The sequence below is a fragment of the Vibrio sp. FF145 genome (genome assembly GCF_041439075.1).
In the GTDB taxonomy this organism is placed as follows: domain Bacteria; phylum Pseudomonadota; class Gammaproteobacteria; order Enterobacterales; family Vibrionaceae; genus Vibrio; species Vibrio tasmaniensis_A.
This window is the reverse complement of sequence record NZ_JBGONH010000001.1, coordinates 50,925-63,510: the sequence shown is the minus strand read 5'-3', so window position 1 is coordinate 63,510 and position 12,586 is coordinate 50,925. Positions and strand designations below refer to the sequence as shown.

The following is a 12,586-nucleotide window of genomic DNA, read 5'->3' as shown; positions in this document are numbered from 1 at the left end:
CTTTAGTCGACTTAAATATTAATTCTATTGCTTAGTGGGTTATTGATTATTCACTTAGCAAACTCGATGCCTTAAAGAGCAAACTCTTCTAGAGATTTACCAGCATCTAGTTGTTCTTGGATAGCTGAAGGCGTACGGCCTTGACCTGTCCAAGTTTTCTCGTCGCCATTCGCGTCTACGTATTTGTATTTCGCAGGGCGAGGAGCACGTTTAGATTTTGTTGTTTTAGATTTTGCTTCACCAGAAAGTGCAGCAATAAGATCGGCAACATCGATTCCGTCTTTTGCAATTTGTTCTGCGATAGCAGAAAGCTTAGCTTCTTGCTCTGCTTTTGCTGCGCGTTCTTCAGCTTCAGACTCTTGACGTTCTTGTACAACAATAGTCAGCTTGTCTAGCGCTTCTTCAAGTTGCTCAAGAGTTAATTCACGTGAGAACGCACGAAGGCTACGGATATTTAATAGAGTTTTTGTTAATTCAGACATGATATTTCCCATCAAGGTAAACTAAGTAATCCTCCTAATAATAAACAGAGGCTAAGAATAAAACAAATAGTATTTCTTCTATTAGTTATTTAAATAAAAAAATGAGACGAGTGCTTTAAGATGAAAAGATAGACCTCTAATGAACTTATAATAACTATTAAGAATATCTTAAAAAAAACAGGTGAGATCTGATATGTGTTAAGTGGAGTAATCCGTAAAAGTTGACTATTCTTCTATTGATTACTTCATTAACAAAAAACTATTTTTCTCGGAATGATATGTTGCATTGTTGCTCTTGATGGGTACAATTGCGGCTACCTGATGCGGTGCTTTGGTTAATCTGTTGTTAAACTCTGGTTTACACGGTTAATAATGTTACCGCACGTAGAGGTGCAATTATAAAGAGTAGTTTTCGTTGGGGTGATGCCAATGAACGGGAATGAAAGGTGTAATTGCCGAAGTAAATTGTATATCTAAGCAATTTGCTGGGGTTGTGCTCAATAGGTACAACACTGCCATAGTCTTAATTTTAAACTATGGAGCGCTACTGTAGGGTTGGGTGAAGTGTTCACTTCCCTTTCGCTTAGTTCAACATGAGCTTGATAAGCCGTATCAAGTTTATCTGCAGTAGATCTCTAGCCAAATAAAAAACTGGTTTTTGAAGATCATGAATTTAATAGATTTTGCAACATCGCCTTTATCGCTGCTTCCTCCCTTGGTTGCCTTGACTCTTGCTATTGTTACCCGTCGTGTATTAGTTTCCTTGGGTGTCGGTATCGTCATGGGTGCGATTCTACTTGCTGACTACTCAGTAGGTAACGCAGCTAGCTACGTCTTTACTAAAGTATCTGGTGTTTTCATCGAAGATGGTGGTATTAACACTTGGAACATGAGCATCGTTGCTTTCCTAATTATCCTTGGAATGACAACGGCATTATTAACACTGTCTGGCGGTACTCGCGCATTCGCTGAGTGGGCACAGTCTCGTGTTAAGAGCAAACGTGGCTCAAAACTACTTGCTGCATTTTTAGGTGTATTCATCTTTGTTGATGATTACTTCAACAGCTTAGCGGTAGGTGCCATCTCTCGCCCTGTAACTGACCGCTTCTACGTATCTCGCGCTAAGCTAGCTTATATCCTAGATTCAACTGCTGCTCCTATGTGTGTGATCATGCCTGCTTCTAGCTGGGGTGCTTACATAATCACTATCATTGGTGGTATCTTAGTGACACATGGTGTGACAGAGTATTCTGCACTGGGTGCTTACGTTCGCCTTATCCCAATGAACTTCTACGCTGTGTTCGCGCTATTAATGGTGTTTGCTGTTGCGTGGTTTGGTTTAGATGTTGGCAAAATGCGCGAGCATGAGATCGAAGCCTCTCAAGGCCGTGGTTTTGAAGGTGATAATGATCAAAAGCAAGCGCACGATCTAAACGAAGAGCTAGATATTCAAGAGAGCGAAAACGGTTCTGTTTCTGATCTCGTTATGCCAATCGTAGCGTTAATCGTCGCGACGGTTGCAGCAATGCTTTACACCGGTGGCCAAGCGCTTACTGCTGATGGTCAAGCATTCAACTTGCTTGGTGCATTTGAAAATACAGATGTAGGTAAGTCTCTGGTTTACGGTGGTGTTATTGGTTTACTCGTTGCGCTAGCAACGGTATTCAAACAGAAACTGCCTATGGCTGATATCACAAGAACAATGTGGATTGGTGCAAGCTCAATGTTTGGCGCTATCCTTATCCTTGTATTTGCATGGACGATTGGTTCTGTTATTGGCGACATGAAAACAGGTTCGTACCTATCCTCTCTAGCAACAGGTAACATCGATTACCACTGGCTACCGGTTATCTTGTTCCTTCTTGCTGGCCTAATGGCGTTCTCGACAGGTACATCTTGGGGTACGTTCGGTATCATGTTACCGATTGCGGGTGACATGGCTGCTGCCTCTGACATCGCGCTAATTCTTCCTATGCTAAGTGCGGTTCTTGCGGGTTCTGTATTTGGTGATCACTGTTCTCCAATCTCGGATACAACGATTCTGTCTTCTACAGGTGCGCGTTGTAACCACATTGACCACGTATCGACTCAGCTCCCTTACGCGCTGTCTGTGGCGTTCGTATCGTGTATTGGTTTTATCACCCTAGGAATGACATCATCAACTGGCATTGCATTTGGCGCAGCGTCTCTAACGTTTGTTGCGGTATGTTTTGCATTGGCTTATTTCTCTCGTTGCAAGATAGCAACGTGTAAAAGCTAATCATCATTTGATTGAATAATGAGAAGGGAGGCGTTTGCCTCCCTTTTTTTGTGTTCGTTAATTTAATTTTAAATTTCGTGAAAAAAGTTCGAATAAATGGTTGAAAAAGGGTGTCAGCTTAGTTAGTGTGGAGACAAGACAGCAAACAACCTAAGAGCTGATAAGTATGCGTAAATTAGTAATGAACATTCATCACCATCATCACCCTATCTAGTCTTTCGGGGAGATTTACGTATACCCGGGAGCAAGAATTCTCCCGGAGGTTAAGTCAAAGAATTTAGATTTAAACCCTCGGGACGACAAAGTCTTCCGAGGGTTTTTTAGTTTTAGCACTTTTAAATAATCAATAAATTCAAATATTTGCACAGGGATACAGCAATGCAGACACAACGCCTAAGAATCGCAATTCAAAAGAAAGGTCGCTTAAGTAAAGAGTGCCAAGATCTACTTAAAAAATGTGGTGTGAAATTTAACATCATGGGTGAGCGCTTAGTTGTTCATTCACTAAATATGCCAATCGACTTGTTACTCGTTCGTGATGACGACATCCCAGGCCTTATCATGGATGGTGTGGTTGACCTTGGTTTTATCGGTGAGAATGAACTAGAAGAAGTTCGCCTAGACCGTGTCGCTCTAAAGGAGCCTTCAGAGTTTCGTACACTACGTCGTTTAGACTTCGGTGGTTGCCGCCTTTCTATCGCAATCAACAAAGATGAAGAATACAACGGCCCACAAGACCTAGCGGGTAAACGTATTGCGACAACTTACCCACAATTACTAAAAGCCTACATGGACGAGCAGGGTGTTGAATTCAGCGCTTGTATGCTAACTGGCTCAGTTGAAGTTGCCCCTCGCGCAGGTCTAGCAGACGCTATCGCAGATTTAGTTTCTACAGGTGCAACGCTAGAAGCAAACGGTCTAAAGGAAGCCGAGGCTATCTTCCAATCTAAAGCAACACTGATTCAACGTGTTGGTGATTTTGATGCAGACAAAACGGCATTGATTGAAAAACTACTGACTCGTATGCAGGGTGTTCAACAAGCGAAAGAGTCGAAGTACATCATGCTTCACGCACCAACGTCTCAGCTCGAGCAAATCAAAGCACTACTGCCTGGGGCTGAAGATCCTACGGTTCTTCCTCTATCAACAGACAAAGACAAAGTTGCAGTTCACCTCGTAAGTACAGAGAACTTGTTCTGGGAAACTATGGAACAGCTGAAAGAGTTGGGTGCAAGCTCGATTCTAGTATTACCAATCGAAAAAATGATGGGGTAGTGACGATGAGAACCGTTGTTTGGCAATCTTTAAGTGAATCACAGCAAGACTCGGTATTAGAGCGTCCAGCTATTACTGAAGGTGCAAACATCACAGCGACTGTTTCTGATGTTATTGCAAAAGTACGAAATGAAGGCGATGCCGCACTTAAGGAACTGACTGAAAAGTTCGATGGTGTGACTCCAGAATCTATCCGAGTTAGTTCAGGTGAGATCGAAGAGGCATGTGCTCGTCTAACACCAGAGATGAAGCAAGCGTTGGAGCAAGCTTACAGCAACATTGCTAAGTTTCACGAAGCTCAAAAGCCACAGCCAATTAAGGTTGAAACACAGCCTGGTGTTGTGTGTGAGCAGGTGACGCGCGCGATTAATACTGTTGGACTTTATATTCCGGGTGGCAGCGCGCCACTTCCGTCAACGGTTCTTATGTTAGGTGTACCTGCTCAAATTGCGGGTTGTCGTAAGGTTGTGCTTTGCTCACCTCCGCCAATTGCTGATGAAATCTTGTATGTCGCTAATCTTTGTAAAATCGATGAGGTTTACAATGTTGGTGGTGGTCAAGCCGTTGCTGCCATGGCTTACGGGACCGAGAGTGTGGCTAAGGTTGATAAGATCTTCGGCCCAGGTAACGCTTACGTAACGGAAGCTAAACGCCAAGTAAGTAACGACTTCCGTGGCGCTGCGATTGATATGCCTGCAGGCCCGTCTGAAGTGTTAGTGATTGCAGACGAAACTGCGGATGCTGACTTCATTGCTGCTGATCTACTGAGCCAAGCTGAACACGGGCCAGATTCTCAGGTTGTATTAGTAACACCATCACCAGTTATTGCCGACCAAGTAACCGATGCGGTTCAGAAGCAACTGAAAGAGCTGTCTCGTGCGAACATCGCTCAGCAAGCATTGGCTTCAAGTCTAATCATCATTGCTGAATCGATCACTCAAGCGATTGCGATTTCGAATTTCTATGGTCCTGAGCACTTGATTGTTCAGACCAAGAGTCCACGAGAATTACTGCCATTGCTAGATAACGCTGGTTCAATCTTCTTGGGTGACTGGTCTCCAGAATCTGCAGGTGACTACGCATCAGGCACAAACCATGTGTTACCGACTTACGGTTACACCAAAACCTATTCAAGCCTAGGTTTGGCTGATTTCTCTAAGCGTATGGCGGTACAAGAGCTAACAGCTGATGGCTTACAAGGCCTAGCGCCAACGGTAGTCACAATGGCGGAAGCCGAAGGTTTGGACGCACACAAACGTGCGGTGACTATCCGAGTTGAAAAATTAAATCGATTTGAACAGCTAAATAAAGCGAAATAAGGGTAGGGCATGGAAAAGTTAGCAAGAAAACAAGTTCAGGCTCTAACACCTTACTTGTCTGCAAGACGCATTGGTGGCAGCGGAGATGTATGGTTGAACGCCAACGAATCTCCGTTTGATAACGAGTACACCTTAAATCTGACTCGACTTAATCGCTACAGCGAGTGTCAGCCTAAAGAGCTAATCGATGCTTACGCTCAATATGCGGGTGTTGCACCAGAGCAAACGTTGACTACTCGTGGTGCTGACGAAGGCATTGAACTACTGATTCGTGCTTTCTGTGAGCCGAACGAAGACGCTATTCTTTACTGCCCACCCACTTACGGTATGTACGCAATCAGTGCAGAGACGATTGGTGTTGAGCGTAAAGTGGTGCCTCTGACTTCTGAATGGCAATTGGATCTTCCTGCTATTGAAGCTCAACTTGACAACGTAAAAGTGGTGTTTGTTTGTAGTCCAAATAACCCAACAGGTAACTTAGTTAACCGTAAAGACATCGTTAAACTGCTTGAAATGACACAAGACAAAGCGATTGTGGTGATGGATGAAGCGTATATCGATTTCTGCCCTGAAGCATCAACGGTGGATTTGCTTGCTCAGTATCCGAATCTAGCGATTCTTCGAACTCTCTCGAAAGCATTTGCTTTAGCGGGTTTACGTTGTGGCTTTACGCTAGCGAACAAAGAGCTTATCGATGTATTGTTAAAGGTGATTGCTCCTTATCCAGTGCCAATCCCTGTTGCTGACATTGCCGTTCAAGCACTTTCAGAGCAAGGACTAGCGCGTGCTAAGTTCCAAGTTCTGGATTTAAGTGCTAACCGAGCGTATTTACAAGCAGGTCTATTAGGCATGCCTCAAGTGACGGTATTTGATGGTTGGGGTAACTACCTACTGGTTAAATTCCCGAACGGCGATGAGTTATTTAAAGCGGCTTGGGATACGGGCATCATTTTGCGTAATTCACCAATTGAAGACTGTGTTCGTATTAGTATTGGTAATCGCGAAGAGTGCGAAAAGACACTTGGATTCATTCGTAACTTTTATCAGTAACGAAAGGTTTACCAGTAATAACATTTGCCAGTTTGAGTGGATTAATTGCAGGCTGGCAAGTGAAACCAATATTTTGGGTTAGCGTTGATTTTAGCTAGGCCAGCAGATTTAAAATTAAAAGGAAGTTCAAGTGAGTAAACAACAGAAAATACTTTTTATAGACCGTGACGGCACCTTAATTGTTGAGCCGCCAGTTGACTTTCAAGTAGACCGTTTAGACAAACTAAAATTCGAACCGTTAGTGATCCCTAGCCTACTTGCACTGCAAGATGCAGGTTATCGCTTAGTGATGGTTACTAACCAAGATGGTCTAGGCACAGATAGCTACCCGCAAGAAGAGTTCGATGCTCCACATAATATGATGATGGAGTTCTTTGAGTCTCAGGGCGTTAAGTTTGATGATGTTCTAATCTGCCCTCACTTTGATGAAGACAACTGCTCTTGCCGCAAGCCTAAGCTTGGTATGGTTAAAGAATACCTACAAGGCGGTAAAGTTGACTTCCAAAAGTCAGTCGTGATTGGCGATCGAATGACGGATCTTCAACTTGCTGAGAACATGGCAATTCGTGGTATCCAATACGGACCAGATGCGCAAACTGAAGGCACGCTTAGCTGGCCACAAATCGTTAAAGATCTGACGGTTAATGCGCGCATTGCTGAAGTGGTTCGTACCACTAAAGAAACGGATATCAAGGTGGCAGTAAACCTTGATGAAACCGGTGGCAATAAGATCGATACTGGCATGGGTTTCTTCGATCACATGCTTGATCAAATCGCGACACACGGCGGTTTCCAAATGAACCTGACTGTGAAAGGCGATCTACACATTGATGATCACCACACAGTAGAAGATACCGCACTTGCTTTAGGCCAAGCATTGAAAGATGCATTAGGCGACAAACGTGGTATTGGCCGCTTTGGTTTCAGCCTACCAATGGATGAGTGTTTGGCTCAGTGTGCGCTAGACCTTTCTGGCCGTCCATACTTGAAGTTCGATGCTAAATTCAGCCGCGAGCAAGTGGGTGATCTTTCAACTGAGATGGTGGTTCACTTCTTCCGCTCTCTAACCGACACACTGGCTTGTACGCTACACCTTTCTTCTTCTGGCAATAATGACCACCACATCATTGAGAGCTTGTTTAAAGCGTTTGGCCGTACTCTTCGCCAAGCAATCAAAGTTGAAGGTAACGAGTTACCAAGCAGCAAAGGCGTCCTGTAAGGCTAACGTTAGCAAGGAAAAAACAATGAAAGATCAAAAAGTCGTCATCATTGATACTGGGTGTGCCAACGTTTCATCGGTGAAATTTGCGATTGAACGTCTGGGCTACGCAGTTGAAATTTCAAAAGAACCAGAAGTTGTTCTTGCTGCCGATAAGCTATTCCTACCCGGTGTAGGTACAGCAAGTGAGGCAATGAAGAACCTGCAAGAACGTGACCTTGTTACCCTTGTGAAGCAAGTAGAGAAGCCTCTGTTAGGTATCTGTTTAGGTATGCAGCTGTTAGGCAAACTGTCTCAAGAGAAAGGCCAAAAGGCTGACGAGTTAGTTGAATGCCTAGGTTTGTGTGATGGTGAAGTTCGTTTACTTGAAACGGGTGATTTGCCATTACCACACATGGGTTGGAACACCGTCACGGCAACACCTAATCACCCTCTATTCAAAGACATTGAAGAAGGCGAATACTTCTACTTTGTTCACAGCTTCGCAATGCCCGTGGGTGACTACACCATCGCACAATGTGATTACGGTAATCCATTCACAGCAGCGGTTCAAAGTGGCAATTATTATGGTGTTCAGTTCCACCCAGAGCGATCTTCGAAAGCTGGCTCTAAGCTGATTCAGAACTTCTTGGAATTGTAATAAGGATTAGGCAGCGGCTAACGTTGCCATATAAGGAATGTAAATGATTATTCCCGCGTTAGATTTAATTGAAGGCCAAGTAGTTCGCTTATTCCAAGGAGACTACGGGCAAGTAACAGAATACAAAGTAGACCCAGCAGAGCAGTTTAATCTGTATCACCAAGCTGGCGCTGGTTGGCTGCATCTTGTTGACTTAACTGGAGCAAAAGACACAACCGCTCGTCAGTTAGACTTGATTGCTAAGCTACTGGCTAGCACGCCTGCAAACATCCAGATTGGTGGTGGCGTGCGTAACGAGCAAGATGTTGTTGATCTGCTAGAAGCTGGCGCACAACGCGTTGTAGTTGGTTCTACAGCTGTTAAGCAACCTGAGTTGGTGAAAGGTTGGATGGAGAAGTACGGCGCTGAAAAAATCGTGCTGGCTCTGGATATTAACATCGACGAAAGCGGCACACGTAAAGTGGCGATTTCAGGTTGGCAAGAAGATTCTGGCGTGACTATTGAAGCGCTGATTGAAGACTACCTCACGGTTGGCCTTAAACACGTTCTGTGTACCGATATTTCACGTGATGGCACGCTAGAAGGGTCAAACGTAGAGCTCTATGTTGATCTCTGTAAACAGTACCCACAAGTGCAATTCCAATCATCGGGTGGCATTGGCAGCCTAGCTGATATCGAAGCACTTAAAGGCAGCGGCGTTGCGGGTGTGATTGTTGGTCGTGCACTGCTTGATGGCAAGTTCACCGCAGAGGAGGCATTTGCATGTTGGCAAAGCGAATAATCCCTTGTTTGGATGTCCGTGATGGACAAGTGGTTAAGGGCGTTCAATTCCGTAATCACGAAATTATTGGTGACATCGTTCCGCTAGCACAACGCTACGCAGAAGAGGGCGCTGATGAATTAGTATTTTATGACATCACCGCATCAAGTGATGGCCGTGTGGTCGATAAAAGCTGGGTGAAACGTGTAGCAGAAGTGATTGATATTCCTTTCTGTGTGGCTGGTGGTATTAAGTCTGCGGAAGATGCAGCACGCATTCTTGAGTTTGGTGCAGATAAAGTATCCATCAACTCGCCTGCATTGGCTAACCCACAGCTAATCACTGACCTTGCTGATAAGTTCGGCGTGCAGTGTATCGTTGTTGGTATCGATTCATACTTCGATAAAGAAACCGGTAAATATCAGGTTTACCAATTCACTGGCGATGAGGCGCGTACTAAAGCGACCAAATGGGAAACCAAAGATTGGGTGCAAGAAGTACAGAAGCGTGGCGCCGGTGAGATCGTGTTAAACATGATGAACCAAGATGGCGTTCGTAACGGCTATGATATCGAACAGTTAAACATGGTACGTGAAGTGTGCAATGTACCCCTGATTGCTTCTGGTGGCGCAGGTGCAATGGAGCACTTTGCTGAAGCCTATAAGAAGACCAACGTGGACGGAGCGCTAGCAGCTTCGGTATTCCACAAGCAAGTCATCAATATTGGTGAACTTAAACAGTATTTAAAACAACAAGATGTAGAGGTGCGACTATGAGTTTTGAAACCGCAAGCTTATCAAAAACAGAAGTAGGCGCATTGTCAGAGCGTATTAACTGGGAAAAAGTCGATGGCTTAGTGCCAGCGATTGTTCAAGATTACCAGTCAAGCCAAGTGCTAATGATGGGATACATGAACCCAGCAGCACTTGAGAAAACAGGTGAAACTGGCAATGTGACGTTTTTCTCTCGCACCAAAGAGCGCCTTTGGACGAAAGGTGAAACGTCAGGCAACGTATTGCAACTGCAAAACATCGCCTTGGACTGTGACAGCGACACCTTACTGGTTAAAGTTAATCCTATTGGTCCAACGTGCCACACAGGTACAACAACGTGTTGGGATGGAGACAAGCAAGAAGAGTCTCAGATGGTGTGGCTTCATCAGCTTGAGCAGCTACTGGCTGCCCGCAAGGACGCCGATCCTGAATCTTCTTATACTGCCAGCCTATATGCCCGTGGCACCAAGCGTATTTCGCAAAAAGTGGGCGAAGAAGGCGTTGAAGTCGCGCTTGCGGCGACGTCGGGCGATAAGGCGGAATTAGTGTGTGAATCAGCAGATTTGATTTACCACCTAATGGTTCTTCTTCAAGACCAAGGCTTATCGATGAACGATGTGGTGAACAAGCTAAAAGAGCGTCATAAGTAAGCTCTCTTTAAATTAATAGAACCGCGTAAAAGACAGAAAAAAGCCCCGCAAACAAACATGTTTACGTGGCTTTTTAGTTTTTTAGTTTTTTAGTTTTTTAGTTTTTTAGTTTTTCAAGATTTCAAGATTTCAAGATTTCAAGCTTTTTAAGCTCTACGTCACTTTTCTAACCTCTGACTTTGCGTCATTCCGAGGAGCCTAAGCGACATCAGGAATCTCTTCTCTTAATCTGACATCTTAGTCGAACGAGTTACCCGCAGCACTTCTTGTATTTCTTACCACTGCCACAAATACACGGATCATTACGGCCAATTTTGAAGCTCTCAACGGTTTGGTTTAAGCGAGGATCTATCTCTGGTTGTGTAGTTTGTTCCTGCTCTGGGAAGGTACCATCAATGTAGTACCAAAGACCGTCTTCACGTATAAAGCGAGAGCGTTCTTGCATGCAGTATTGTGCGCCTTCTTCATTGAAGTAAGCTTTAAACTCAACAAAGCCTTCGTCTTGGTGCGAGCCTACCGCAGTATCGATGACTTCTAGTCCTGCCCAATCACTGTTGATAGATTCGGCAATACCTTCTCTTTGCGCTTCTGCGTTGCAGCTAGGGTGGTAAGTCGCAACAACATAATCCACCAAACCAAGTACATGTGCAGAATAACGTGAGCGCATCAATTGCTCGGGTGTTTCAACGGCACTGTGGTTAAGGTGTGCTGATTTACAGCACTGTTGGTAAGTATTTTTGCTACCGCATGGGCATAAAGACATGGTCAAATCCTGTAAAAATGGCCTCTGTTAAGAGGCCATAAATGAATGTGTTGGAGTTTATCAAGAAACGACTGCTCACCAAAGCTGAGTTTCGATTGAAGTAGCTGTGTGATGTGAACTATTTCAAAGTAGGAGACAGCAGGTCTTGAGCCCAAGAAGTTGCTTCGTCATAAGCTTGACCTAGCTCTGCTTCGTTGAGTTTGAGCAGTTTACGAATGCGCGTTGCTTCATCCCAGCGAGCTTGTTCATAAGCTATGACCATCGCCAAAATGGCACCTAATACGCCTTTACGTTGAATCAAGGCTTGTTTAATCTCATCATCGATCGGCACCGAGTCCAGTACTTTTACTAACGGCAGATCGAATAGGGAGTCGAGCAGCGAGAACATGCCAGTTAAAAAGGCTTGCCCGGGCTCAACCTTAACGTTCATTTTCTCGACCAACAGTTCACATTGGCGCGCGCGTATCACGGCTAAACCATAAAGTGAGTCTGGTTTATCTTCTTTCGCGGATGCGATAGCAACCAGTGACACTAGCTTACGTAGTTTTTGTTCACCAAGATAAACAAGCGCTTGGTGGAATGAACGAATCGGTGTTGATGAGCCACCAGCGGAGTTCACGTAAGAGAGCAGCTTATACGACATAGTCATATCAAGGGTAATCAAACGCTCTACTTCGGCAAAGTTGATAGGATCGTTGGCAATCTCTTTCAACAGTTGAACAATGGTTAAAAAAGCAGGGTTTAATGCGCGAGTTTGGATCATCTCCGGCTTACTGAAAAAGTAGCCTTGAAAATAGTTAAACCCGGCTTGGATTGCTTCTTGGTATTCTTCGTGAGTTTCTACTTTCTCCGCTAGAAACTCGATATTCAAGTCTTTCAGAGTGTTCATGAACATCGCAGCTTTAGCGATTGAGATCAAACGTATGTCGAATTTGATAATTGATACGTAAGGTAAGAAGCGTTTCCATGCTTTGCTAGGCACAAAGTCATCTAACGCGATCGTGTAACCCGCATCATAAATTGTGATGATGGCTTCTAGCAGTTCGTCTGTTGGCTCACAGTCTTCCAGTACCTCGACAACTAAGCTCTCTTTCGGAAATAGAGTCGGGACTAGGTTAACCAAGCTTGCATATGGAAAATTAACGAATCCAAGCTTATCGCCCAATGTATTATAGTGGGTAGATAAGAAGTGGTCGGAAAGCAAACGGCTAGTAGCGAGCTCCGGCTCTACTTCAGGGAAAGTGTTCTTAGGACCATCCCTAAATAGCAACTCGTAACCTATGGTCTTCTTGTCTGCATCGAGTATTGGTTGACGCGCTACGTATGAATATTTCAACTTGGTACTGTGTTCGGTTTATTTTTGATAGACAAATAATAGCTAATTCAGGAGAAATT

12 protein-coding genes, 1 riboswitch and 1 other annotated feature are annotated in these 12,586 nt (G+C 44.3%); of the genes, 9 read left to right on the top strand and 3 right to left on the bottom strand.

Annotated features, from left to right (window positions below):
• Positions 1-71 precede the first annotated feature (71 nt).
• Positions 72-482, bottom strand: coding sequence for an H-NS family nucleoid-associated regulatory protein (locus ACED42_RS00300; protein WP_012604381.1), 411 nt, complete (start codon positions 480-482; stop codon positions 72-74).
• 377 nt (positions 483-859) lie between these two features.
• A riboswitch (Lysine riboswitch) is annotated at positions 860-1,037 on the top strand.
• A gap of 112 nt (positions 1,038-1,149) precedes the next feature.
• Between ACED42_RS00300 and ACED42_RS00295 the strand changes: the two genes are divergently transcribed.
• From ACED42_RS00295 to hisIE, 9 genes are all read left to right on the top strand, one after another.
• Positions 1,150-2,742 carry a Na+/H+ antiporter NhaC family protein gene (locus tag ACED42_RS00295; protein WP_029223134.1) on the top strand — a complete coding sequence of 531 codons (1,593 nt, stop codon included), beginning with the start codon at positions 1,150-1,152 and terminating at the stop codon, positions 2,740-2,742.
• A 189-nt stretch (positions 2,743-2,931) separates the two neighbouring features.
• Positions 2,932-3,067: a sequence feature (His leader region), on the top strand.
• Positions 3,068-3,120: 53 nt separating this feature from the next.
• Positions 3,121-4,017, top strand: coding sequence for an ATP phosphoribosyltransferase (gene hisG, locus ACED42_RS00290; protein WP_029223133.1), 897 nt, complete (start codon positions 3,121-3,123; stop codon positions 4,015-4,017).
• On the top strand, positions 4,017-5,336 hold the full coding sequence (gene hisD, locus ACED42_RS00285) for a histidinol dehydrogenase (protein WP_371700922.1): 1,320 nt from the start codon (positions 4,017-4,019) through the stop codon (positions 5,334-5,336). Before hisG ends, hisD begins: the two co-directional genes overlap by 1 nt.
• 9 nt (positions 5,337-5,345) lie before the next feature.
• Positions 5,346-6,386: a histidinol-phosphate transaminase gene (gene hisC, locus ACED42_RS00280; RefSeq protein ID WP_017098158.1), complete on the top strand. Its 1,041-nt coding sequence runs from the start codon at positions 5,346-5,348 to the stop codon at positions 6,384-6,386.
• Between the two features lie 130 nt (positions 6,387-6,516).
• Positions 6,517-7,605: a bifunctional histidinol-phosphatase/imidazoleglycerol-phosphate dehydratase HisB gene (hisB, locus tag ACED42_RS00275; RefSeq protein WP_371700920.1), complete on the top strand. Its 1,089-nt coding sequence runs from the start codon at positions 6,517-6,519 to the stop codon at positions 7,603-7,605.
• A 25-nt stretch (positions 7,606-7,630) separates the two neighbouring features.
• Complete coding sequence (gene hisH, locus ACED42_RS00270; RefSeq protein WP_371700918.1) at positions 7,631-8,245, top strand: imidazole glycerol phosphate synthase subunit HisH; 615 nt, start codon at positions 7,631-7,633, stop codon at positions 8,243-8,245.
• Between the two features lie 43 nt (positions 8,246-8,288).
• Positions 8,289-9,026, top strand: a complete 738-nt coding sequence (hisA, locus tag ACED42_RS00265; RefSeq protein ID WP_012604374.1) for a 1-(5-phosphoribosyl)-5-[(5-phosphoribosylamino)methylideneamino]imidazole-4-carboxamide isomerase — start codon at positions 8,289-8,291, stop codon at positions 9,024-9,026.
• The gene (gene hisF, locus ACED42_RS00260; protein WP_017630683.1) at positions 9,008-9,781 is read left to right on the top strand and encodes an imidazole glycerol phosphate synthase subunit HisF; all 774 of its coding nucleotides are present in this window, start codon (positions 9,008-9,010) and stop codon (positions 9,779-9,781) included. Before hisA ends, hisF begins: the two co-directional genes overlap by 19 nt.
• Positions 9,778-10,428, top strand: a complete 651-nt coding sequence (gene hisIE / locus ACED42_RS00255) for a bifunctional phosphoribosyl-AMP cyclohydrolase/phosphoribosyl-ATP diphosphatase HisIE (RefSeq protein WP_009848800.1) — start codon at positions 9,778-9,780, stop codon at positions 10,426-10,428. Before hisF ends, hisIE begins: the two co-directional genes overlap by 4 nt.
• 250 nt (positions 10,429-10,678) lie before the next feature.
• On the opposite strand, the gene ACED42_RS00250 is transcribed toward hisIE, so the two are convergent.
• The gene (locus ACED42_RS00250; protein ID WP_017101634.1) at positions 10,679-11,191 is read right to left on the bottom strand and encodes a YchJ family protein; all 513 of its coding nucleotides are present in this window, start codon (positions 11,189-11,191) and stop codon (positions 10,679-10,681) included.
• Positions 11,192-11,309: 118 nt separating this feature from the next.
• Positions 11,310-12,527: an EAL and HDOD domain-containing protein gene (locus tag ACED42_RS00245; protein ID WP_017098162.1), complete on the bottom strand. Its 1,218-nt coding sequence runs from the start codon at positions 12,525-12,527 to the stop codon at positions 11,310-11,312.
• Positions 12,528-12,586: the final 59 nt, after the last annotated feature.